17 protein-coding genes are annotated in these 23,305 nt (G+C 57.0%); 9 read left to right on the top strand and 8 right to left on the bottom strand.

The genetic code is table 11. The features are described 5' to 3' along the window. Nucleotides 1–48: 48 nt before the first annotated feature. Complete coding sequence (locus QRN38_RS08055; protein WP_007247472.1) at nucleotides 49–645, bottom strand: CoA pyrophosphatase; 597 nt, start codon at nucleotides 643–645, stop codon at nucleotides 49–51. Between the two features lie 150 nt (nucleotides 646–795). Between QRN38_RS08055 and QRN38_RS08050 the strand changes: the two genes are divergently transcribed. Continuing rightward, a complete protein-coding gene (locus QRN38_RS08050; RefSeq protein ID WP_024666923.1) occupies nucleotides 796–1,347 on the top strand; it encodes an NUDIX hydrolase in 552 nt (183 codons plus the stop codon). A 59-nt stretch (nucleotides 1,348–1,406) separates the two neighbouring features. Further along, on the top strand, nucleotides 1,407–1,970 hold the full coding sequence (locus QRN38_RS08045) for a L,D-transpeptidase family protein (RefSeq protein ID WP_007247474.1): 564 nt from the start codon (nucleotides 1,407–1,409) through the stop codon (nucleotides 1,968–1,970). A 138-nt stretch (nucleotides 1,971–2,108) separates the two neighbouring features. Here the strand turns inward: QRN38_RS08045 and QRN38_RS08040 are convergent, their stop codons facing one another. Together QRN38_RS08040 and purL are read right to left on the bottom strand one after the other, a co-directional pair. Continuing rightward, the gene (locus tag QRN38_RS08040) at nucleotides 2,109–2,420 is read right to left on the bottom strand and encodes a YqfO family protein (RefSeq protein WP_057419115.1); all 312 of its coding nucleotides are present in this window, start codon (nucleotides 2,418–2,420) and stop codon (nucleotides 2,109–2,111) included. Between the two features lie 5 nt (nucleotides 2,421–2,425). Next, nucleotides 2,426–6,322 (bottom strand): phosphoribosylformylglycinamidine synthase, encoded by a 3,897-nt coding sequence (purL, locus tag QRN38_RS08035; RefSeq protein ID WP_057419114.1) that lies wholly within the window; start codon nucleotides 6,320–6,322, stop codon nucleotides 2,426–2,428. A 212-nt stretch (nucleotides 6,323–6,534) separates the two neighbouring features. On the opposite strand from purL, the gene mltF reads away from it, so the two are divergent. Further along, complete coding sequence (gene mltF, locus QRN38_RS08030; protein ID WP_007247478.1) at nucleotides 6,535–8,028, top strand: membrane-bound lytic murein transglycosylase MltF; 1,494 nt, start codon at nucleotides 6,535–6,537, stop codon at nucleotides 8,026–8,028. Here the strand turns inward: mltF and tadA are convergent. The 4 genes from tadA to QRN38_RS08010 all read right to left on the bottom strand — a co-directional run bounded on the left by tadA (nucleotide 8,025) and on the right by QRN38_RS08010 (nucleotide 13,804). Continuing rightward, complete coding sequence (gene tadA, locus QRN38_RS08025) at nucleotides 8,025–8,534, bottom strand: tRNA adenosine(34) deaminase TadA (protein ID WP_057419113.1); 510 nt, start codon at nucleotides 8,532–8,534, stop codon at nucleotides 8,025–8,027. The two genes, mltF and tadA, sit on opposite strands and share 4 nt — an antisense overlap. Then, nucleotides 8,534–9,907 (bottom strand): multicopper oxidase family protein, encoded by a 1,374-nt coding sequence (locus QRN38_RS08020; RefSeq protein WP_057419122.1) that lies wholly within the window; start codon nucleotides 9,905–9,907, stop codon nucleotides 8,534–8,536. The genes tadA and QRN38_RS08020 overlap by 1 nt, the downstream gene beginning before the upstream one ends. A gap of 328 nt (nucleotides 9,908–10,235) precedes the next feature. Beyond that, entirely contained in the window at nucleotides 10,236–12,959 is a 2,724-nt protein-coding gene (locus tag QRN38_RS08015) for a DEAD/DEAH box helicase (RefSeq protein WP_057419112.1), read from the bottom strand. Nucleotides 12,960–13,318: 359 nt separating this feature from the next. Next, the gene (locus QRN38_RS08010; protein ID WP_057419111.1) at nucleotides 13,319–13,804 is read right to left on the bottom strand and encodes a hypothetical protein; all 486 of its coding nucleotides are present in this window, start codon (nucleotides 13,802–13,804) and stop codon (nucleotides 13,319–13,321) included. A 235-nt stretch (nucleotides 13,805–14,039) separates the two neighbouring features. Here QRN38_RS08010 and QRN38_RS08005 point away from each other — a divergent pair, with 235 nt between their 5' ends. The 6 genes from QRN38_RS08005 to QRN38_RS07980 all read left to right on the top strand — a co-directional run bounded on the left by QRN38_RS08005 (nucleotide 14,040) and on the right by QRN38_RS07980 (nucleotide 22,264). Further along, entirely contained in the window at nucleotides 14,040–15,029 is a 990-nt protein-coding gene (locus QRN38_RS08005) for a dipeptidase (RefSeq protein WP_057419110.1), read from the top strand. A gap of 425 nt (nucleotides 15,030–15,454) precedes the next feature. Next, on the top strand, nucleotides 15,455–15,640 hold the full coding sequence (locus tag QRN38_RS08000; protein WP_003317600.1) for a Com family DNA-binding transcriptional regulator: 186 nt from the start codon (nucleotides 15,455–15,457) through the stop codon (nucleotides 15,638–15,640). 11 nt (nucleotides 15,641–15,651) lie between these two features. Then, nucleotides 15,652–16,947: a glycoside hydrolase family 68 protein gene (locus QRN38_RS07995; RefSeq protein ID WP_057419109.1), complete on the top strand. Its 1,296-nt coding sequence runs from the start codon at nucleotides 15,652–15,654 to the stop codon at nucleotides 16,945–16,947. A 219-nt stretch (nucleotides 16,948–17,166) separates the two neighbouring features. Next, nucleotides 17,167–18,348: a glycoside hydrolase family 10-like protein gene (locus tag QRN38_RS07990; protein ID WP_057419108.1), complete on the top strand. Its 1,182-nt coding sequence runs from the start codon at nucleotides 17,167–17,169 to the stop codon at nucleotides 18,346–18,348. Nucleotides 18,349–19,293: 945 nt separating this feature from the next. After that, nucleotides 19,294–21,132, top strand: coding sequence for an ATP-binding protein (locus tag QRN38_RS07985; protein ID WP_057419121.1), 1,839 nt, complete (start codon nucleotides 19,294–19,296; stop codon nucleotides 21,130–21,132). Nucleotides 21,133–21,169: 37 nt separating this feature from the next. Continuing rightward, on the top strand, nucleotides 21,170–22,264 hold the full coding sequence (locus QRN38_RS07980) for a hypothetical protein (RefSeq protein WP_057419107.1): 1,095 nt from the start codon (nucleotides 21,170–21,172) through the stop codon (nucleotides 22,262–22,264). 820 nt (nucleotides 22,265–23,084) lie between these two features. Here the strand turns inward: QRN38_RS07980 and QRN38_RS07975 are convergent. After that, nucleotides 23,085–23,294, bottom strand: a complete 210-nt coding sequence (locus QRN38_RS07975) for a hypothetical protein (RefSeq protein ID WP_144433591.1) — start codon at nucleotides 23,292–23,294, stop codon at nucleotides 23,085–23,087. Nucleotides 23,295–23,305: the final 11 nt, after the last annotated feature.

The raw sequence follows: 23,305 nt of genomic DNA, 5'->3' as shown, positions 1-23,305 counted from the left end.
CGGGCCGAGCGTACTCGTAGGTGCGAATTGTTATGTACGCCACTTGAATCAGTTGGTCGAGCGCTCGGGCGGATGGTGCAGGCTGATCCTGGTGTCGTACAGTACGTTGACCAGCTCGACGATCATGATCGCGGTCAGCCCCCAGATCTTGTATTCGCCGTATCGATAACTGGGCACGTACCAGCTGCGACCTTCGTAATCGATACGGTGAGTGTGTTCGCGGGTGTCCTGACGAAAGAACTCCAGCGGCACACTGAACACCGCCGCGATCTCGCCGTCATTGGGCCGGTACTCGACAAAGTCGGGGATAACCCCCACATAAGGCGTGACCTTGATGCCGTGTTTGGAGATCAGCGGGCTAAGCGGTCCGATGACTTCAACCAGCCCCGGAGGCAGACCGATCTCTTCCTCGGCTTCGCGCAGGGCCGTGAAGATCAGATCGGGATCACCCGGATCGCGACGACCGCCCGGAAAAGCAACTTCGCCCCCGTGAGTCGACAAGCCACTGGCACGCAAGGTCAGGATCAGCTCGGGCTGCTCACTGCGGGTGACAGGCACCAGAACAGCGGCCTCGGGGAATTGTCGATCCGAGTCCAAGGTTTCTGGCGTATGACTGACTACACGGCGAAGTAGCTCATCCAGCATGGGAAATCTCGATCTGTTGCCTGTCTGGCATCATGCACCAAAGCGGCGGCGCGCCCAACCCCTTGCAGAACAACTCATCAGCTACGAAAGGTTGCCGACCTGCTGCACGACAGGCCAAGATAGCGACTGCGTTCACTACCGACTGACCCCATGAAATTTTGCAGCCAGTGTGGCAACACCGTCATCCAGCGTATCCCCGAAGGCGACAGCCGTCTGCGGTACGTCTGCGAGCATTGCCAGACCATTCATTATCAGAACCCCAATATTGTTGCGGGCTGCCTGGTGACGCTGGGCGACAAGGTTCTGCTGTGCCGCCGGGCCATCGAACCACGCCTGGGTTTCTGGACGTTGCCGGCCGGCTTCATGGAAAACGGCGAAACCATCGAACAGGCCGCGCGCCGCGAAACCCAGGAAGAAGCCTGCGCCACGCTGACTGATCTGCACCTGTACACGCTGATCGACGTGCCGCACATCAATCAGGTGCATGTGTTTTATCGGGCAGAAATGGCCACCGAAGCGTTCGCCGCAGGTATCGAGAGCCTCGAAGTGCAGTTATTCGACGAAGCCGACATTCCGTGGGCAGACCTGGCTTTCATGACGGTCGGGCGTACCCTAGAATACTTCTTCGCGGATCGGCATCGGCAGGTCTACCCGGTTCATACCAGCGCCCTTCCTCCGTCACGCCCACTGCTGGACACTTGAAACGGGTTCGCAAACACCATCGGCGCTTTTTATCGAAAAGTACTTTCAGGGATATCGTAATGCGCTGGTTGCTCGCCCTCTTCTGTGTGTCGTTCATTCCGCTTTCGCAGGCGGCGTTTACTCAGACCATCGTGCCCAAGGGCAGCGAACAGAAGATCATCAATAATAAAGTCATCAACACCGAAAGTATTGCCAGCAAGAAGATAGACAAGGTGCTGGTGCTCAAATCTGCGCGTCAGTTGCAATTGATCAGCGGCGGCGAAGCCCTGAAGACGTATCGCGTCTCGCTGGGTAAAAACCCTACGGGCACCAAGTTGCAGGAAGGCGACCAGCGCACGCCGGAAGGCTTTTACTGGCTCGACTGGCGCAAGCCCAGCAATAACTACAACCTGTCGATGCACATTTCCTACCCGAACATCTCAGACTCGGCACGTGCTCGTCGCGAAGGCGTGAAACCGGGCAGCATGATCATGATTCATGGCACGCCGGTGGATGAGGAGTACCCGGAATGGTATTTCCATACCCTGGACTGGACCAACGGCTGCATCGCGCTGAAGAACAACGACATGCGGGAAATCTGGGATCTGGTGAAAGACGGGACGATGATCGAGATTCGGCCTTGATCATTGCAGCTAGCAGTCAGGATCGGACGCAGAGCGTCCAGAACGGCATGCCGACGCGGGGCGTCGCACGATAGTTGTACACCGTGGGAGCGAGCCGGGCGACGCTTCGCTTGCTCGCGAAGAGGCCAGTACAGCCCGTCAGAAATCTTCCAGCCGCCATACTTCGTAAGCAGGCGTTTCGTAGGGATGGCTCTGCTTGAGCGCCAGCACCGCTTGCTGAATCAGATCATCCGCCACGACCAACTCGACCTTCCACTCCTTCACCGACTCGACCACTCCGCCCTGCCCGATAAATGGCTGACTGCCATTCAGCGGGCGGAACTGACCTTGGCCGAGCACTTGCCACGAGCATTGATCGTAAGCGCCGATTCGCCCTGCCCCAGCAGCGAATACGGCGTTCTTGACCTTGTCCACATGGCTTGGTGGAACAAAGAAGGCAAGTTTGTACATGCGCCTTAGTTAACCCAGGCCCGCGCATTGCGGAACATACGCATCCAGGCAGCGTCTTCGTTCCAGTCCTCAGGACGCCATGAGTTCTGCACCGCGCGGAATACGCGCTCCGGGTGCGGCATCATGATGGTCACGCGACCGTCGAGGGTGGTCATGCCGCCGATACCGCGCGGCGAGCCGTTCGGGTTGGCCGGGTAGCTTTCAGTGACCTTGCCGTGGTTATCCACGAAACGCAGCGCCACAGTACCGGACACGTCCGCTTCAAGCAGTGCATCGTCGTTGCGGAATTCCGCATGCCCTTCGCCGTGAGCGATGGCGATCGGCATGCGCGAGCCGGCCATGCCCTGCAGGAAGATCGACGCCGACTCCTGAACCTGAACCATTGCCACACGCGCTTCGAACTGCTCGGAGCGGTTACGCACAAAGTGCGGCCAGAACTCGCTGCCCGGAATCAGTTCGTGCAGGTTGGAAAGCATCTGGCAACCGTTGCACACACCCAGCGTGAAGCTGTCGGAACGCTCGAAGAAGCCCTGGAACGCATCGCGGGCACGGCTGTTGAACAGTGCCGACTTGGCCCAACCCTCACCGGCACCCAGCACGTCGCCATAAGAGAAACCGCCACAGGCAACCATGCCCTTGAAGTCGTTCAGATCGACACGACCGGCCAGAATGTCGCTCATGTGCACGTCAATCGCGTTGAAACCGGCGCGATCAAAGGCTGCGGCCATTTCGACCTGACCATTGACACCCTGCTCACGCAGAACGGCGACCTGAGGGCGCACGCCCGTCTTGATGTACGGTGCGGCGATGTCTTCGTTGACGTCGAAGCCCAGCTTGACGGTCAGGCCTGGATTGTCTTCTTCCAGCAGTGCGTCGAATTCCTGATCAGCGCACTCGGCGTTATCACGCAGACGCTGGATCTGGTAGCTGGTCTCGGCCCACTGGCGTTGCAGCAGACGGCGCTGACCACTGAATACCGGCTCGCCAAGGAAGCTGATCGACACTTCGTCATTGTTGATCGGCTGACCGATGACAGCGACGCAATCTTCCAGCCCGGCAGCGCTGAACTGCGCCAAGACCAGCGGCGTAGCGTCCTGACGCACCTGAATGACCGCACCCAGCTCTTCGTTGAACAGGATGGCGCTCAGCTCGGAAACATTGTCGGCCAGACCGTCGAGGTGCAGGTTCAGGCCGCAGTGACCGGCAAAGGCCATTTCCAGCGTGCTGACCAGCAGACCACCGTCGGAACGGTCGTGATAGGAGAGGATATGGCCATCTGAATTGAGGCCCTGAATCACGGCAAAGAAGGCTTTGAGGTCTTCAGCGTCATCGACGTCCGGTGCCACACGCCCCAGTTTGCCGTGGGTCTGGGCGAGGATCGACGCGCCCATGCGGTTCTGGCCACGACCCAGGTCGATCAGGATCAGGTCAGTGATGCCCTTGTCCATGCGCAGCTCGGGGGTCAGGGTCTTGCGGATATCGACCACTGGCGCAAAGCCGGTCACGATCAGCGACAGCGGCGAGGTCACGCTCTTCTCGGTGCCTTCGTCGCTCCAGCGGGTTTTCATGGACATCGAGTCCTTGCCGACCGGAATAGTGATGCCCAGTTCCGGACACAGCTCCATGCCGACCGCTTTGACGGTGTCATAAAGGCGCGCATCTTCGCCGGGATGGCCTGCCGCCGACATCCAGTTGGCCGACAGTTTGATGTCAGACAGCTTTTCAATGCGCGAAGCCGCGATGTTGGTCAGCGTCTCGCCGATCGCCATGCGCCCGGACGCCGGAGCATCCAGCAGGGCCAGCGGAGTACGCTCGCCCATCGCCATGGCTTCACCGGTGTTGACGTCGAAGCTGGTCGCGGTCACGGCGCAGTCAGCCACAGGCACCTGCCACGGGCCGACCATCTGATCGCGGGCTACCAGGCCCGTGATGCTGCGGTCGCCGATGGTGATCAAAAAGCTTTTGCTGGCAACGGCCGGGTGACGCAAGACGCGCTGTACGCTTTCTTCGATATCCAGTGTGCTCGGGTCGAAGTCGTCGCCGATTTCGGCTTCACGCGCAACCGAACGGTGCATGCGCGGCGCCTTGCCGAGCAAGACTTCCAGCGGCATGTCCACCGGGCTGTTGCCGAAGTGGCTGTCGGTCACGGTCAGTTGCGGCTCGGCAGTGGCTTCGCCGACCACTGCAAACGGGCAACGCTCGCGCTCGCAGATGGCCTTGAAGCGTTCGTAGTCTGCGACACCGACCGCCAGAACGTAACGCTCCTGGGACTCGTTGCTCCAGATTTCCAGCGGGGCCATCCCCGGCTCGTCATTAGGCACGTTACGCAGCTCGAAACGACCACCGCGATCGCCATCGTTGACCAGCTCGGGGAAGGCGTTGGACAGACCGCCAGCGCCGACGTCATGAATGAAGCTGATCGGGTTACGACCGCCCAACTGCCAGCAGCGGTCGATCACTTCCTGACAACGACGCTCCATCTCAGGGTTTTCACGCTGAACCGAAGCAAAATCCAGGTCTGCAGAACTGGTACCGGTTGCCATCGAGGACGCTGCACCGCCGCCCAGACCGATCAGCATCGCCGGGCCACCCAGCACGATCAGCTTGGAGCCGACAGTGATTTCGGCCTTCTGGACGTGATCTTCGCGGATATTGCCCATACCGCCTGCCAGCATGATCGGCTTGTGGTAACCACGCACCTCATCGCCATGCGGTGTGGTAATGGACTGCTCGAAGGTACGGAAGTAGCCAGTCAGCGCCGGGCGACCGAACTCGTTGTTGAACGCCGCGCCACCCAGCGGGCCTTCAATCATGATGTCCAGCGCGGTGACGATGCGCTCGGGCTTGCCGTACGGCACTTCCCAAGGCTGCACAAAACCGGGGATCTGCAGGTTGGACACGGTGAAACCGGTCAGACCCGCTTTCGGTTTGGCACCGCGACCGGTTGCACCTTCGTCGCGAATCTCGCCACCCGAGCCGGTCGCTGCGCCCGGAAACGGCGCAATGGCAGTCGGGTGATTGTGGGTTTCAACCTTCATCAGAATATGCACCGGCTCCTGCACCGCGCCGTACTGGCGGGTGTCAGGGTCCGGGAAGAAACGGCCGGCAACGCTGCCGACGATCACCGAGGCGTTGTCCTTGTAAGCGGACAGAACGCCTTCGCTGTGCATCTCATAGGTGTTCTTGATCATGCCGAACAGGCTTTTTTCCTGGCTCTGGCCGTCGATATCCCAACTGGCGTTGAAGATCTTGTGCCGGCAGTGCTCGGAGTTGGCCTGGGCAAACATCATCAGTTCGATGTCGTGCGGGTTGCGCCCCAGACCGTTGAAGCTGGTGATCAGGTAATCGATTTCATCTTCAGCCAGGGCCAGGCCCAGCTCGACGTTGGCTTTTTCCAGCGCCGCGCGGCCACCACCGAGGATGTCCACAGCGGTCAGCGGTTTGGGCTCGGCGTGGCTGAACAGACCGGCGGCCTGCGCATGGTCGCCCAATACCAGCTGCGTCATGCGGTCGTGCAGGCTGTCAGCAATGGCCTGAGCGTCTGCATCGCTGAACTGGCCTTCTACATAGAAGGCAATCCCGCGCTCGATACGCTGGATTTTAGTCAGGCCGCAATTGCGGGCGATGTCGCTGGCCTTGCTCGACCAGGGTGAAATAGTGCCAAAACGCGGCAACACCAGAAACAGACGGCCGGCAGGCTCTTGAACCGGCACACTCGGGCCGTATTTCAGGAGGCGGTCGAGAACCTGCTGTTCTTCGCCGGTCAACACGTCATTGACGTCAGCGAAGTGGGCGAATTCGGCGTACAGACCACTGACAGCTGAAACTTTTTGTTTCAGTTGTTCCAGCAATTTGCTGTGGCGAAAGGCAGAAAGGGCAGGAGCACCGCGCAGGATCAACATCTTCGGGACAGCCTCGAGAGGGGGGTGTGCTTTGAGGCCGCATATTCTAGCCTAAACCGGGACGTTGATCACCCAAAACGGCGGCATCCCGTGCGCCCAAATGTCGCCCCGCTCAAAAAAACACGAAAAAGCCGCTAAAGCGCCCTCGCCTATCAGACGCAAGCTTCACTGTCGAGATATGGCACCCGGTGCGCTTTGCGTATACTGCACCGATGTTCTTCAGACCAGATTTCCGCCCACGTTGTGCCAAGTGGCTCATCGCAACCGGACTCTTCCTGATGCTCGGCGCCTGCGTGGAGAAACCCACCACACTGGAGCGAGTCAAGGAGGACGGCGTGCTGCGCGTGATTACCCGTAACAGCCCGGCGACTTATTTTCAGGATCGCAACGGTGAAACCGGCTTCGAATACGAGCTGGTCAAGCGTTTCGCCGACGACCTGGGCGTCGAACTGAAGATCGAAACAGCCGACAATCTGGACGATCTGTTCGATCAGATGAACAAACCGGGCGGTCCGGTCCTCGGCGCAGCGGGCCTGATCGAGACGTCAAAGCGCAAGCAACAGGCGCGTTTCTCGCACTCTTACCTGGAAGTCACCCCTCAGGTTGTCTACCGCAACGGCCAGTCGCGCCCCACCGACCCCGGCGATCTGGTGGGTAAACGCATTGTGGTCCTCAAAGGCAGCGCGCACGCCGAGCAGCTTGCAGCGCTCAAGGCGCAGACCCCCGCTATCGAATATGAAGAGTCGGACGCGGTCGAGGTCGTCGATCTCCTGCGTATGGTCGACGAAGGCCAGATTGACCTGACGCTGGTCGACTCCAATGAACTGGCGATGAACCAGGTGTACTTCCCCAATGTGCGTGTGGCGTTTGACCTGGGCGAAGCCCGTGAGCAGCGCTGGGCGGTGGCACCGGGTGAAGACAACAGCCTGCTCAACGAAATAAACGCTTACCTGGACAAGGTCGAGAAAAACGGCACGCTGCAGCGCCTCAAGGACCGCTATTACGGTCACGTTGACGTGCTCGGCTACGTCGGCGCCTACACCTTTGCCCAGCACCTGCAGGAACGCTTGCCCAAATACGAGAAACACTTCCAGACATCGGCCAAGAAAGAACAGGTTGACTGGAGGCTGCTGGCTGCCATCGGCTATCAGGAATCGATGTGGCAACCGGCCGTCACGTCGAAAACCGGCGTACGCGGCCTGATGATGCTGACCCAGAACACTGCTCAGGCGATGGGCGTGACCAACAGGCTCGATGCACGGCAAAGCATTCAGGGCGGGGCCAAGTACTTTGCCTACGTAAAGGATCAGCTGGACGACAAGATTCAAGAGCCCGATCGTACGTGGCTCGCTCTTGCTTCCTACAACATTGGTGGCGGTCATCTCGAAGATGCGCGAAAACTGGCTGAAAACGAGGGGCTGAACCCTAATAAATGGCTGGACGTTAAAAAAATGTTGCCGCGTCTGGCGCAGAAGAAGTGGTACAGCAAAACGCGTTACGGTTATGCACGGGGCGGCGAACCCGTGCATTTTGTCGCCAACATTCGCCGCTACTACGACATTCTGACCTGGGTCACGCAGCCGCAACTTGAAGGCAGCCAGGTCGCCGATGGCAACCTGCACGTTCCCGGCGTCGACAAGACCCAGCCACCTGCGCCGACCGCACCCGTTGCACCCGCTTCCAGCCCGGAAAAGCCCGCGCTCTAGACGTCGATCCTGCTTTTTCCTGCATCCCTGGCGGCCCGGCGCAGCCTGAAAAACTCGCTCAGCATTGCCCCACACTCCTCGCCCAGCACCCCACCGTCAAACAGTACGCGGTGATTGAGAAAGCCCTGGCTGAAAAACTGCCCCTGGCTCTGGACGATGCCCGCTTTGGGCTCCAGCGCCCCGTAAACTACACGTGCCACCCGCGAATGGACGATCAAACCGGCGCACATGCTGCACGGTTCCAGCGTCACGTAGAGCGTACTGCCCGGCAGCCGGTAATTGCCCAGCGCCCTGGCGGCGTCGCGAATGGCGACCATTTCGGCGTGCGCGCTCGGGTCGCTGCCGCTGATCGGGCAATTGTAGCCACGGCCGATGATCTCGCCGTTGTGCACCACAACTGCGCCGACCGGCACTTCGCCCAGCAGTGCGCCTTGCGCGGCGAGCGCCAGCGCCTCACGCATGAAGTGTTGATCGTTGCTGCGGTCGATGATTAGCGGCTGGCGCATCACGACACCTCAATGGCGGCCATGAGGCCGGTTTCCATGTGATCGATCACGTGGCAGTGAAACATCCACACGCCGGGGTTATCCGCCACCAGCGCCACGCGCGCCCGTTCGTTGCGGCCCAGCAGGAAGGTGTCGGTGAAGTAGGGAATGATCTTGCGCCGATTGGACGCGATCACCTTGAAACTCATGCCGTGCAAGTGAATAGGGTGCTGATACTGGGTCATGTTTTTCAGTTCGAAGATGTAACTCTTGCCCAGCTTCAGTTTGGCGATGGGGCGATCAGCGCAGGTCTTGTCGGTGATGTCCCAGGCTTCACCGTTGATCTGCCACAGGCTCGGCGGCTTGCCGTTGTCGGTGTTGACCGACATGGAGCCGACCCACTCGAAGTTGAAATTGATCTTCTCGGCGTTAGCCATATCGGGCTCGGCCACCGGATTGGCCGGCAACTCAGGTGGCCACTGACCGGGCGCATCGCTGTTGGCAACCGAACGAAAGGTGCCCAGACGCACCGGGCCGTTACGCAACGAGATTTCCTCACCCGCAGGCGGAGCCTTGATCGCCAGGCAGATGCGCATGCCCGGCCCCAGCCAGTACTCGTCACCAAACGGGCGCGGCGTGACCGGGTTGCCATCCAGCGCATAAATCTGCGCCTCGGCATCCGGCAGGTTGAGCCGATAGGTCACGGTATTGTCGAGGTTGAGCAGGCGCACACGAGTGATCTGCCCGGCAGGCAGTTCGATGACTGCCTGAGGCACGCCGTTCAAGGTAGACAACCGCCCTGCCGTGCCTTCGCGCGCTGCCTCACGCAGCACACTGAACTCGGTGAATGCGCCCACGTCATCCACATGCCAGCTTTTCAGACTGACCGTGCGCTCATGGGCAAAACCGGTCGGCTCGCGCTCTTCGACGATCAGCGGCCCGACCAGCCCACGGCCCAGCTCTTCGCTGCTGCTGACGTGCGGGTGATACCAATAGCTGCCGGCATCCGGCACACGGAATTTGTAATCGAAGTATTCGCCCGGTTTGACCGGCAACTGCGACACATACGGCACGCCGTCCATCTCCAGCGGCAGCCGAATGCCATGCCAGTGAATGGTCGTCTCCACGGGCAACTGATTGATGAAGCGCAACCGCAGCCAATCGCCCTGCCGAACGCGCAACTCTGTGCCTGGAGCAGAACCGCCGAATGCCCAGGCTGGTGTCTTGTGACCCGATACCAGCTCTATATCCAGCGGTGCAGCGATCAGCACAAAGTCCGACCCCGCTTCAGACTCGCGGCGCCCCATCCAGTAACGCGAAGCACCGCCCGCGCCCAGGCCGACTACGGCAAGACCGGCGATGCCTGTGAGGATCTGGCGACGGGTGAAAGACATGAACGGCGGGACCTCTGATACGAAAACGGGAGGCATCTGCAGGCAGATGCGCGGGGCGAATACGATACACCTGCATTTGCGGAAAGATAAGGGTCGATACCACGAACTGAAGTCGAGGCGTAAAAAAGCCGGGCAAGGCAGTGGTGCCCGCTCCGGCTTTTCGCACCCCGCGTGCGCGCAGAGCTCGGCATTTCGTAAACCGTAACCTCGGACCGGTTTACCCAGCGCCAGCTTAATGATCGTCAAGCTGCCAGGATCGAGCCAGATCAACTCGATGATCTGGCTCTTGTTCTACACGTAAATTGCCTGCGTGATGCCAAGGCAATTTTCAACCTGATGAAGCGTTGCGACCGTCATCTGGTACAGGTGGCGTCCATTGATCCACAAACGCCGCGATCTTTTCTTCAATATGGCTCTCGATAGTCCGCAGACGAAGCAAAGGAATGCCGCACTTTTCCAGAATGCTGTTTTTCACGGTGTCTCGTTCGATCTGTACCAGGTCGTTGTGGTGTCCACCGTCGACTTCAATCACGCCCAGCGGACGCTTCCCTACTTTGAAATAAAGTACGAAATCACAGCAGGAACCGTTGTTCATGAACTCCCGCTCTCGCTCCGTGAAGCTTGCATCGGCGACCGATGCCAGCTGTATCAACAGAACTTCGCGATGAAACATGATCGATTGGCGAGCCTCCTGAGCCAGCGCCTCACGAAGTATCTGCGCTACGATCTGCTCGGACTTGAAGGGCGAGTCATCTGGCCTGAGCCTTTTATTCAGACGTTCCTGTGATCGATCATATTCCTTGTAAAGCAGATCGAACGCCGAAATGACCGGCGCCCGGTGGATGTGCCCGTCCTCTGCGTAATATTCCATATAGCGGATCAGCGCCGCGATATGTCCATTGCCGGCTTTGAAAACGCCGTCGCCGGTCACCAGCGTGAACCTGTTTTTAGCTCTGGATACCGCCACATTGACCATCCGCGCATCGTCTACAAAACTCAGGCGCTCCGGGCTTTTATGCTTATCCAGTACGGTAGAAAAGACAATTTCGTCGCATTCACGGCCTTGGAACTTGTGCACGGTGTCGTTGATGAAATCAGCTGGCAGACATGAGCCTGAAAGTGTTGCCTGATTCTTGAACGGCGCAATGAACCCTCTGCCATCCTCACCCTCCCAGATACTCTCACCACTCCCATCAAGCACTGCCAATAAAGAGTCCAGCTCACGGAGATTGGAGTTGTTGCGCGTATGGTTGCCCTTGGCGGTCACGAGCAGCGTCAACGATTGTTCGCCAGCGTCCTGAGTCATCGGGACGAGCTGGTTATCGTAGAACTGCTGATTGCAAAACTGAATGATGCGGGGGTGGCATCGATAGTGCTCTTTGAGCAATGTCATTGGAATCGAATCACCGAACACACCCACGCATGAATCCAGCAAGCTGTACGTCTCACAGTCATACCAAGGAGCGGGGGCTTCCAGGCCCAACTTTTCCGGAATATGCGCAAGCTGTTTTCTGTCGCCGACAATAATCAGATTCTTCGCACAACTCAGCGCCAGCACACCCGGAACAATGTCCTGCTGCGAAGCCTCGTCGATGATGACGTAATCAAGGACAGCCTTGCCTCCCAAGGAATTGACGATCGAGTGCGTACTGCTGCCGATGACCGGATAGCGCTTCAGAAAGGCATCCAGGTGATTTCGGTACGTTATGTCGAAGTCATCATTAGGCGAAATGTGAAGATCCAGATGGTGCTTGAGGTGACGCATCGAAGAGGAGGTCAGTTCTTCCAGCAAGGCATTGAAATTACCGATGCGCAACGCTTCCTTATGGGCAGACAATTCCCTCTTCTTCTTTTGCAGGACCTTGTCGTAGTAATCGAGCTGCAAGCTGTAAAAGGCTGACATACGCTTGCCCCGGTCATTCAACTGGCCGGTGCGCAGAATCCTGAAGTTGAACAGCAACTCAATCCGGTCCTTGATCCGGATCCGGTCGCTGGGTATATGCGGTAGATACGCCATCAAGTCAGTAGTCTTTTGCGGCGATAATTTATACCTGTCATGCACAGGCACTATTCCATTGTCCTGTTGCCACTGCACGAGATAACGCCGTTCTATCTCCAGCTCGTTAATCTCGATCTGCAACTGCGCCACTGCATTGCGAGCACTCAGATAACGCCTGAGCCGCTGGAGAACGCCCTGAATATCTTCCATTGCAGGCGCAGGTTCAGATTCAGGGTCTACTGAAGGTCGCAAAGAGCGCTCGGCAAAAAACGTTTCCCGGTTTTCCTTATTGCCCAGTCTGGCGACCAGGTAATCCAGACCGCACTTGCCCAGCTTTTCATAAACATTCTTGACCGCAGCGTTGTTGTTGGACACCACCGCTACGGTTTTCCCCTGCAACAGGATATTGGCGATGATGTTCAGAATCGTCTGTGTCTTGCCAGTCCCGGGAGGTCCTTCGATGAGGCTTATCTGCGAACTGAAAGCCTGCTCTACCGCCTTGAGCTGACTGTCATTGAGACCAAAAGGAAAGATGAAGTTGCCCGGCGAGTCCTGCTGTACAGGCTGGCCTTTGCAATAGGCATTGAGCGCCGTAGCCGGGGACAATGAGAGTGTGCCCATCTGGCGATCAACGTTTTCGGCAATGCCTTTTTTTTGCTCATCGTCAGCCGCGTTGTTGACCCGAGCTGCGGCCACGGAGCGAAAGTAAGTGAATACGGGCTCGTCGGTAATCGAGGTCGGGGAAACGAACTCAATGTTATCCATATGGAACAGGTAGCTATCCGGACTCCCCGGAAACTGAACGAGCGCGTATTTCTCGCCGTAAACCAACGCTTTCTCGATGGGGCTTAAAACATGCCCTCCTGTTCTTAGAAGAAGCATGCCCTTGACCTCCCGGGTTGGATCGACCTTGCAGTCGCCAAGCGGGCGGGAGTAGGTTTTTTGAGAGGGGTAGTGGCAAGTCAGTCTGAACTCACCCTTGCCATTCTTTTTAATAACCCAGTCGCTGATCTGCCGGGTCTTGTCCTCGCCACACATATAGATAGAAACCATAAATCCCTTAATCAGGCGTAATCACCGCCTGTCCGCATCCGTGCCAAAAAATCCGAATTCATTGATTCGGGTAGTGGGTGCCATTTTGGCATTGCTGATCGGGTTGAGGCCAGTGCTGCTCTTATCGGTGTGATGACGATGGGAGCGTGATTGGCTTTGTGCGGGCCTGATGGCGCTGGCCGGTCTCAGGCTACCGAAAGCCAGCGGATACACAGCTTCAAGGACCCGATGCTGCCGCCACCAAGCGCTGCTTGGTAACTGATGATCCGATAGGCGGATCAACTATCGCGGACGCGCCCTCCCCCCTCCAAGGAGCCCCACAGGTGCGGGGCTTGGACGGTCGCGCGACACTTCCGTGATCAGTCTCGCACGAGCTTCAGCATTCCGCCGTCATACCAGGAAAGAGCCAAGGACCCATTCTGTGCTAGAAAAAATACCGGGCTTTCTTTATCGAGAGGACCCCAGCTTCCAGATGTGCACTCAACGCCATAAGGTACGGCTTTTTCGATGCCAAGCTTATGAAGTTGTGGCTCCAGTTCAGCTCCACTGATCGTAGGAAGCTTGTGAAAAACAGGCCCCTTGCACACATCTTCCGTTGAGCCTGCCGACGCTTTCCATGCCAGTTGGTCGTGATTGAAACTGAGACGTCGCCCCATAAAACTCGGGGCATTATCCTCCAGTGCTTGCACGCCCGAATCCGATACCTCTACACCTGCAACATGCCAACTGCCGTACAACGCGTTTTCTCCAGGCTGATCGCGCTTTGGAGTATCCATATTCACTGCGCATCCTGTCAGCGACAACATGATCAGGAAGGATGAACAGCAAGAAAATCGAGATTTCATGAACGGGTTCCTTGGTTTTGGCGGATACGATATCGAATCCTTTTGCTGAGCTGCCCCTGCCTCGACGTTGGGGTTGAGGTGCATCTGAGCCACTTCTCCGTGACGATTTTCCTCGAACTTCAGGTCAGTTTCAAATGAGGTGCTTTGCGGATTGCTTAATGTACCGGCCTGCTCACCTTTGGTAGGTTTGGAGAGAGCCTGCTGATACCCGCCCCACGAATCCCGGAGTTGTGCAATGAATCCAAATACCGTGCCTACGCCTGCCCGCGGCGCCATTCGTTGGGAGGCCCATACCTGCCTGCCGCTGCTGCCCAATCAGGACATGTCTGCGCTGCTGCGCTACCGCGACAACGGCTTTCACCACGTCTCGGTCAATGTCGGCATGGACATGACCGCTGTTGGCGATGTGATGCAGGTCATCGCAGGCTTTCGCCAGTGGCTGATCAAGCATCCAGAGAACTTCATGCTGGCCGGTACCCTTGCAGATCTGCAACGCGCCCGCGTGCAGGACAAGCTGGCAGTGTCTTTCGACTTGGAAGGCTCCAACATGCTGCTGCAAGACCCGGCAATGGTCCGCTTGTATGCCGACCTGGGCGTCCGCCAGATGCTTCTGGCGTACAACCTCGATAACAGCTGTGCGGGCGGTTGCCATGGCAGTGGCATGGGATTAACTGCGCTGGGGCGGGAGTTTGTGGGAGCCATCAATTCGGCGGGTATCGTGATGGACTGCTCACATGCCAGCAAGCGCGCGAGTATGGAAATAATCGAGCTGTCACAGCGACCGGTTGTCTTTTCACACACTAATATCAAGGCAGTGTATGACCATCCACGCACGGTGGATGATGAGCAGATCATGGCCTGTGTTGAAACAGGTGGTGTGATCGGGCTGACCGGTCTGGGGATTTTTCTGGGCGATCCGCAGGCATCGGTCGAAGCCTTCGTGCGCCAAATCGATTATCTGGCCGAACGAGCGGGAACGGCACATATCGGCCTGGGCCTGGACATCGAACTGCACCCCGACGATAAGGATTTGGCCGAGGGCGTGAATGAAAACGATTGGTGGCCAAAAGAATTCTATGGCGGCATCAACGGGCATCGTCAACTGCAGCCGGAAGCGCTGGGTCAGGTCGCAGAAGCATTGCTACGGCTTGGATATGACGCCACGCAGATCAACGGCATTTTTGGCGGCAACTTTATGCGGGTCGCTCAGGCCACTTGGCCATAAGCGTCCGGTGATCACGCTGGGCGAACCGTGCTGTCGGTGTGCTGTGGAGAAATGAATTGTTTCATGGCTGTCATTAGCGCGATCGCCAGAACGGCGAGCCCACCGCAGAATCGGCTTAACGTACCTTCAATTCCGTTTTCTGAAGCGCCCCCAATGAAGCGCTGTTTCGCACCGTTTATCCGGGTCAATTGCGCAACTGCGGTCGAACTCGTGTTGAACTCCGGCCACACTCGACCTACCCCGAAACTGCCCCTTTCCAGCCTTTCCGGAGGGGGGGTAAAAAGGTACCACGATATGCGATTTGCGCCTCAGGGCAGCCGCCGGATACGGGCTTTCCAACAGCGCCAACCGGTAAATTGCGATCCCCTCCAAACCCCGCCTCGGCGGGGTTTTTCATTGGGCGAAGCACAAGGAGACCATTGCAAATGTTGAAAGACTACCGATGCGGACAGTGCAAGAAGCTGCTGGCTCGCATGGGTGACTACACCGAACTCCAAATCAAGTGCCCCCGCTGCGGGACGCTGAATCATGTGAAGGCCGCGAGCCTCGAGTTATCGCCTTTGAGCGAAAGAGGTACAGCAGCGTCGCTGCTGCCTCCCAAAGCTATTTAAAGGTATCAATTATGTCCAATAGCAGCTCTGCTGTAATCCAGCACAAAAATAGTCCTCTCGTAGGTAACATCAAATACGCCCCCACTGTCTGGTCCCGCGCCGACGCGCTGAAGGTCAATGAAAATGACCCGACCACCACGCAGCCACTGGTGAGTGCGGACTTCCCGGTCATGAGTGATACGGTATTCATCTGGGACACCATGCCGCTGCGCGAACTGGATGGCACGGTGGTTTCGGTCAACGGCTGGTCGGTCATCCTGACCCTGACGGCTGACCGTCACCCCAATGATCCGCAATACCTCGACGCCAATGGCCGTTATGACATCAAGCGTGACTGGGAAGATCGTCATGGCCGCGCACGCATGTGCTACTGGTACTCGCGTACCGGCAAGGACTGGATCTTTGGTGGTCGCGTAATGGCCGAGGGTGTATCGCCCACCACGCGAGAGTGGGCGGGCACCCCGATATTGTTGAATGACAAAGGCGATATTGATCTTTATTACACCTGCGTCACGCCCGGCGCAGCGATCGCCAAAGTACGTGGCCGTATTGTGACGTCCGATCAGGGCGTGGAGTTGAAAGACTTTACCCAGGTCAAAAAGCTGTTCGAGGCCGACGGCACCTATTATCAAACCGAAGCGCAGAACTCGAGCTGGAACTTTCGCGACCCCAGCCCGTTCATTGATCCCCATGACGGCAAGTTGTATATGGTGTTTGAAGGCAACGTCGCCGGTGAACGCGGCTCGCACACAGTAGGGAGTGTCGAACTGGGTCCTGTGCCGCCGGGTCATGAAGACGTGGGGGGTGCCAGATTCCAGGTGGGTTGTATCGGTCTGGCGGTCGCAAAAGATCTCAGTGGTGAGGAGTGGGAAATACTTCCGCCGTTGGTGACGGCCGTCGGCGTGAACGATCAGACCGAGCGCCCGCACTATGTTTTTCAAGACGGCAAATATTACTTGTTCACCATCAGTCACAAGTTCACGTATGCCGATGGTGTTACAGGGCCAGACGGGGTGTACGGTTTTGTCGGCGAACATTTGTTCGGTCCGTACCGGCCAATGAACGCTTCCGGCCTAGTGCTCGGCAATCCGCCCGAGCAGCCTTTCCAGACGTATTCGCACTGCGTCATGCCGAACGGTCTGGTGACTTCGTTCATCGACAGCGTGCCCACCATAGGCGAGGATTACCGTATCGGCGGGACCGAAGCGCCGACGGTGAGAATCCTCTTGAAAGGGGATCGCTCGTTCGTGCAGGAAGAATATGACTACGGTTATATTCCTGCGATGAAGGACGTGACGCTGAGCTGACACGTCGTTCCCATGTGATGCCTAAAGAACGCTTGTGCGAGCAGGCGCTCTTCGTGCGTTCAGCCCAGCAGCTCGCTCATCGCGATAATCTGCTCGGCTATGGTCACATACCAGCGCCTTGGCACGTGTAGTGCTCGTTCATGCATGGGCATTTCAAAATGCCCGTGCATGGACAGCATATTTTGTCCCCTCAGAACCATACCCAAAGGAGAAATCGCAATGGCGACTGCGAACAAAAATCTCAAGGCGACCTGGGTCGCAACAGTTACGAATCTTGACTGGCCGTCCGCCTCATCTCTGACCATCACTGATGAGGCTGCACGTGTCAGCACACAGAAAGAAGAGTTGACCGGCATTCTTGATGATATTGTGGCAATGAAAATGAATGCAGTGATATTCCAGGTTGTTCCCTGCGCAGATGCACTCTACGCATCAGATCTGCTTCCATGGTCGAAGTACCTGACAGGTACGCTCGGAAAAAATCCCGGCTTCGACCCACTGGCTTATGCTGTTGAGCAGGCGCATGCTCGTCATATTGGGCTGCACGCATGGGTGAACCCGTACCGCATATCAATGAACGCCAGCGACGGAACAATGGAAGAGCTGAATAACTCATCATCTGACTCGCCAGCCAGTGTGTTTAATACGCATCCAGAGTGGACTGGGACCGCAGCGAACCGCTTTGTTCTCAATCCCGGCATACCTGAAGTTCAAGCGTGGGTTGGTAGTATTGTTGAAGAAATTGTCACCAAATACGATGTTGATGCCATTCAGTTCGATGATTATTTTTATTATGAAACTGCGGATTCCCTGCTGCAGGATGATGCTACCTACCAGACATACAATACAACCTTTACCACAAAGGCCGACTGGCGACGAAATAACACGTATTCGCTGGTTGATGCATGCCATAAAAAAATAGCCGCAGTTAACACGGATGTCTTGTTTGGTATCAGCCCGGCAGGCGTCTGGCGGAATAAATCTGACGACCCGCTGGGGTCTGATACGCAGGCAGGTGCACCTAATTACGATTTTGCGTATGCAGACACCCGGAAATGGGTAATTGACGGCATCATTGATTATATCGCCCCACAGGTCTACTGGCCGTTTGCCCGGGAGGTTGCCCGCTACGACGTCATCACACAGTGGTGGGCGGATACCGTCAGGGGTACCGGCACAGCGTTATATGTAGGTATGGCTCTGTATAAGGTGGGAGCCGCCTCAGCAGCCGAGCCCGACTGGACTGTTGAGGCGGGCGTGCCTGAAATGACCCGTCAGCTTGACCTGAATGATTCTCTAGCTGAGGTGTCCGGGTGCATGTTATTTCGACATATGTTTCTGCGGGCCTCACAAACTCAGCAGGTAGTTGACTATCTAAAGCTTCGCTGGGCCGACGTCTAATATTTTTCTTGTTGGGGTTTGGGGAGCAACGTAACAGAAAGTGCACTCAAGCCGAGTGCCTGTCCGCAAACCCTCGTGCAGCCTGGCCAATACGATAAAACACGTTTTCAGGAAATCGGGTTAGCGAGCACCACGGAGGGAAATATGCCCCCAAAAAGCGGTGTTATAAACTCGAACAGCAAATCAAAGTTCGCTATTCCCCACCACCTGACGGGAGAAGCAAACGCTACCCATGCCTTACGTTGGTTTTTAGCTCCATTGCTCCCCCACCACAGACTATCTGCGGTCAAATGCCGGGAAGCTCCGTCCTCAGTAATACGCACGAGCTTGTCTAAACCCCATCTACTACCTACGCCGGGGACACTTCCAACTTAGGCCGGGAATGTTGCCACTTATGCCGGGACATGACCTAAGCAGTAATGCTCACTGCCTATTGCCACCTGAACGCTGTTCGATCAGTGGCACTCGCTTCGGGCGACTGACTAGCACCAAACCACTGCTCATCTGGTCTACAGACCAGCCATAGCCTCCATGCAGGCTTCGGGTTTGTTCAGCAATCTCTTGCAACGCCGCCCGCAGTTGGCCACGTTTTTTTTGCTGCGGTCTATACGGCGAAGCCAGCCCAAGCCGCCCCGCCCCAAACATATTTACTCAAGATCCAATGCCGGAAAGTGATCGCATGTCAGGAGTCACGATCAGTGAAATGTTGGTAAATGGGCCAATGCTTCATAAGGTGAAACACGCTCGCCTATGGGAATAATGAAAGTGCTGCACGGCAATCAGACAGTGCACAACCGCCATCGCGGCGCTGCAAAGCGCAGGCAACCCCTCATCGCCCTCAGCAGCACCGACGGTATTTCATCCACAGCCCGTATAGTTGAGAATGCCCGGTCGTAAGAGTTTTTCCAATGAAAGCGGATTTTCATCAAGTGGTCGATTATGGACATGCACAGCAGTTCTGCGACAAATGATTGCGCCCGGATTCATCGCGCCGGCGTGGATCTTAATGGGCTGATGTCGGTCCTTGGCAAACACCTGTATTCCTCCCCCACCGTGGCCTTGCGCGAACTGGTACAGAACGCACATGACTCAATCCTGCGCCGACGTCTGGAAGGCGACTGGCAGGGCATGGGCCGTATAGATGTGATCGGTGATCCCCAGGCAAACACCATCAGTATCATTGATACCGGCGCCGGCCTGACAGAGCATGAGATTCACGCGTACCTCGCGACCGTAGGTGTTGGCTACACCAGAGGTCTGCGCGAGGCCGGCGAGGAAGCGGGAGGATTGATTGGCATGTTCGGACTGGGCTTTCTGTCGGCGTTTGTACTAGCCAATCGGGTCATCGTTCGCAGCACCTCCTATCAGCAGCCGAACCTAGGGTTCTGTTACCAGTCCAGCAATGGCGAGCAGTACAGCGTGGTGGCCTGCGAGGCGCGCCCGGTGGGCACGCATGTCACCCTGGAACTGCATGAGCATCATCGAGCCCTGGCCGAGGCCCCACGTCTGCGTGCGATTCTGGAACGCTATTGCGCACTGCTGGAGGTGCCCATCCATGTAGGTGCGGGTGCCGGCGAGGCCATCAACCGGGAACTGCCACCCTGGAGACTGTCTGCGGGAGGCGGTTTGCATCCATTGCAATTGCACAAACGGCAACTGGCGTTCGCCGAGGGCTTTGAACACACCTTCAAACCGATCTGCTGCATGCCTGTATATTCGCTAGAACAGACCGATCTGCAAGGGTTGCTGTGGGTTCAGGACGGCGCGACCTATGGTTCAAACGATAACCGCAATCTAAGTGTATTCCTGCGCGGGATGCTGTTGGATGACAATGCCCGCGACCTGTTGCCGTCTTGGGCGGGTTTTATCGGCGGCGTGATCGAGTCCAGACACCTGACCCCAACGGCGAGCCGCGAGGCTCTGCAGCGCGATCAGCACTACCTCGAGACCCGTCATGCTATCGGCGAGGCACTGATTGATGGCCTGGTGGGGCTCGCCGAGCATCAGCCGCAGGCTTGGCGACGGGTGCTGTCGCGCCATAACGAATCGTTGTTAGGGGCGACCCTGTGCGATCAGCGCCTCTTTGATCTGCTCAAGGACAGCCTGAGTATTCCCACCTCTCAGGGTGAACTGCCGGTTCGCCATCTGGTAGTCGAGGGTGCTGTCCATGTGTTGCTCGACAGCCAAGACGGCTTCGAAACAATGTTGTTCCATGCTTTGGGTTTTCCGGTGGCCCATGGCAATCGTTATGCCGTGCTGCCGTTCCTGCGCCTCTGGTGCGAGGTTCAAGGTATGCGTCTGGTCGAGTTGGGCAGCGAAAGTGGCAACCGGCAATTGTTCACGCCGGTCAGCCTGCCGACGTCACAACTTGATTGGCTAAGTACACGGCTGGCGGTGAACGAAGAACTGGTGGTGGCGCGTTTTGCTCCCGAGGCACTGCCACTGGTGGTAGTCAGTAATCACGAGGCGCAGTTGAAGGCCCGGCTTGAAAGCGACGAGGCGGATCGGCATATTGCATCGGCAGCCTTGCACCTTGCCCGTCAGTACACGCAGCAGATAACAACCCAGGCCGCTAACCGTCTCTATCTAAACTTCGCCAACCCGGCAATCCAGGCCCTGATCCAGGCCGTTGACGGCAATCAGCCGGGCGCCCTGAATGCGGCCCGGTTGCTCAAGGCGTTCAAGGTAATTATCGCCGGACAGGCCGCACTGCAGACGCCATCCGCCCTGACAGAGGCGCTGGAAGGACTCGCGCAGTCGATGCAGGTGTTGCTGGCCCGATGATTGATGATCCTGATGGATCGAGTGGAGAGTGACGTACATGGATATCTGGAGTTGGTTGGGAAAACTCAAGGCCGAGTTGCGAGAGTCGGGTAAGGGGCAGGCTGTCGATTCGCTGGACCGCATGCTTCAACACATATTCAACCTAGAAGTCACTCAGGCTCAAGCTTTGCTTCCAGAGGTCAAGGCGCTGGCCAAGACCGTTGGCAATCCTTGGCTGGAAGTATTCGTCGGCCATTGGGAAATGCGCAATCGCGTCGGCAGCCTGCTGGAAGGTGAAACTGCACTGGCGCAGGTGGTGACGCTGTTCGAGCGGGCCAACCGGGAAGATGCCCGACAATGCCCGCAATCGGTCTGCGTGACCCAAGATCTGGTGTCCTGCTATGCCAATGTCGACGGTGCGGGGTGGGCAGAGGAACGGATCGCCGTCTGTGATGAAACATTACAACGCTTGGACCCGAGCAGGGGATGCTTTTCCTGCATAAGTTACGAAAAAGCCGATGCCTTGCTCGACGATGGACGCCCCGAGGACGCGCTCGCATTCCTAGACGAGCAGCAGGGCAAGATCCTGGCCGCAGGGCAACCGACCTACGACTGCATGCACGAGGTGCGCATAGCAACCCTACTGCAACTGAAGCGGCCTGAGCAGGCCTGGACGGTGATGGCTGAGTGGGATGCGGGGGTGAAGGGTCATGAGTGGCCAACAGAACGTCAGCAGCGAATGATGTACAAGGCTCAGGTGTTGGCCCAGTTAAAGCAGGACGACGAGGCCTTGGCATTGTTGCTTGCCGAGGACGAGTTGATCCCGCGCTATCGCCTGTTCCGGCTTCGAGCACTCGAAGAGCTGTTGCAGCGGGCCCCGGAGCGCAATACTCAAGCACTGGCCGATCTCTTGCAGCAGGTCATTGAGCAGCACGACCATCATGGTGCACACCGAATAGTCATTCAGGTCGCCGCTATGAGCATTCCACTGGCACTGCAGCGCGAAGACCTGGCCCAGGCTCGCCATCATCTAAAGCTGGCACGCACGCATATCGGGCAACTGCGCCGGGATCGTGGTGCGCAGACGCTGCTGGAGTCGCTGGCGAGACAGATTGATGCTACCTCCCCTCAAGGCGAGAAATCGTTGCGCTGACAATTCGGGTAACGCAGTACCAAAAATGACGGCTATGAGCCAGCGACGCATTTGTCGATAAGCCAAATTGCACAACAGGTGGTACTGACATCTGCATTGCTAAGAGTCTCGATACCATGCCGGCATTCCTTATCCGGGACATGGTGTCGATACAGCTTTCTCACATACTTACGATGTGCGCCATTAACAACGCCATTGATGACGTATCAAACATAACTATTCAATTTTATTTTTTTAAATAAAATCAAATAGTTATGATCCAGCCCTACTCCCACTCGAACATAAACAATCATAAAAAATCTTTATAAATCATATATTTATTTTAATGCTTTCAGCTAATACCACGAAAAATGCCATTAACAAAAAGCTGTTTTCGTACGCACCGCATTACTCATGTGGTGTGGTCATCACTAGTAGCAAGAGCGTGCGTTTCATATTTTTCCATTGTGTCTGTGACTGTCGGCAACCGACTCCCAGAATCGGCTTCCGACAGGCCCGGCGCACCGGACTTGCCTTGAATCATTAACGCTTCAACTGTCTGACGCCTGAATACACTGGGCGAGGTCTGAGGTGCGTTTTTCCCAGTCGAGCAAACCTCAAAGGAGCAGTTAGGTTCTTTTTCATCGCATTTTTCGCAAACTTGGGCGGCGTGAATCGTGCCCTCCTACTGCCTAGGCCCCGGTACAAGGCCGGAGTTTGAGGTGTACATAGTGCTGCGATTATCCGTAATCGTAGAGCTGATAGTGGGTGCTTTGCCGTCCATTTGCGGAGATCAAAAAATACGCCAGCGCTAACAGCAAACGCCGAGCTAGTTTCTTGATCAGCTCAGACGCAGACGCTCGCCCGGCTCCTCAGTAAGCTGACCCGAGGCTTTCCCTTCTTCTACAGCGGTACGAAACTCATCAGAGCTGAACCCGGCAGCGCGACAGCGTGCTAATAGATTATGAGGAGGGAAGGTTCCATCGTTCGGAGTACCCCGCTCTGCGATCAGGCTAGCTGCAATGTCGAGCACTTCATTCAATCTGGTCATGTATCAACTCC

The sequence above is a fragment of the Pseudomonas sp. CFBP2511 genome (assembly GCF_030209255.1).
GTDB lineage: Bacteria > Pseudomonadota > Gammaproteobacteria > Pseudomonadales > Pseudomonadaceae > Aquipseudomonas > Aquipseudomonas avellanae.
This window is presented reverse-complemented; position numbering and strand designations above follow the sequence as displayed.

What these genes read in the sequence shown, in the direction of transcription:
- QRN38_RS07990 (WP_057419108.1), top strand. Translation starts at nt 17,167, where the DNA reads ATGGCGACTGCGAACAAAAATCTCAAGGCGACCTGGGTCGCAACAGTT.
- QRN38_RS08005 (WP_057419110.1), top strand. Translation starts at nt 14,040, where the DNA reads ATGAATCCAAATACCGTGCCTACGCCTGCCCGCGGCGCCATTCGTTGG.
- QRN38_RS08055 (WP_007247472.1), bottom strand. Translation starts at nt 645, where the DNA reads ATGCTGGATGAGCTACTTCGCCGTGTAGTCAGTCATACGCCAGAAACC.
- QRN38_RS08050 (WP_024666923.1), top strand. Translation starts at nt 796, where the DNA reads ATGAAATTTTGCAGCCAGTGTGGCAACACCGTCATCCAGCGTATCCCC.
- tadA (WP_057419113.1), bottom strand. Translation starts at nt 8,534, where the DNA reads ATGCGCCAGCCGCTAATCATCGACCGCAGCAACGATCAACACTTCATG.
- QRN38_RS07975 (WP_144433591.1), bottom strand. Translation starts at nt 23,294, where the DNA reads ATGACCAGATTGAATGAAGTGCTCGACATTGCAGCTAGCCTGATCGCA.
- QRN38_RS08010 (WP_057419111.1), bottom strand. Translation starts at nt 13,804, where the DNA reads ATGAAATCTCGATTTTCTTGCTGTTCATCCTTCCTGATCATGTTGTCG.
- mltF (WP_007247478.1), top strand. Translation starts at nt 6,535, where the DNA reads ATGTTCTTCAGACCAGATTTCCGCCCACGTTGTGCCAAGTGGCTCATC.
- QRN38_RS07995 (WP_057419109.1), top strand. Translation starts at nt 15,652, where the DNA reads ATGTCCAATAGCAGCTCTGCTGTAATCCAGCACAAAAATAGTCCTCTC.
- QRN38_RS08045 (WP_007247474.1), top strand. Translation starts at nt 1,407, where the DNA reads ATGCGCTGGTTGCTCGCCCTCTTCTGTGTGTCGTTCATTCCGCTTTCG.
- QRN38_RS08000 (WP_003317600.1), top strand. Translation starts at nt 15,455, where the DNA reads ATGTTGAAAGACTACCGATGCGGACAGTGCAAGAAGCTGCTGGCTCGC.
- QRN38_RS07980 (WP_057419107.1), top strand. Translation starts at nt 21,170, where the DNA reads ATGGATATCTGGAGTTGGTTGGGAAAACTCAAGGCCGAGTTGCGAGAG.
- QRN38_RS08015 (WP_057419112.1), bottom strand. Translation starts at nt 12,959, where the DNA reads ATGGTTTCTATCTATATGTGTGGCGAGGACAAGACCCGGCAGATCAGC.
- QRN38_RS08040 (WP_057419115.1), bottom strand. Translation starts at nt 2,420, where the DNA reads ATGTACAAACTTGCCTTCTTTGTTCCACCAAGCCATGTGGACAAGGTC.
- QRN38_RS07985 (WP_057419121.1), top strand. Translation starts at nt 19,294, where the DNA reads ATGCACAGCAGTTCTGCGACAAATGATTGCGCCCGGATTCATCGCGCC.
- QRN38_RS08020 (WP_057419122.1), bottom strand. Translation starts at nt 9,907, where the DNA reads ATGTCTTTCACCCGTCGCCAGATCCTCACAGGCATCGCCGGTCTTGCC.
- purL (WP_057419114.1), bottom strand. Translation starts at nt 6,322, where the DNA reads ATGTTGATCCTGCGCGGTGCTCCTGCCCTTTCTGCCTTTCGCCACAGC.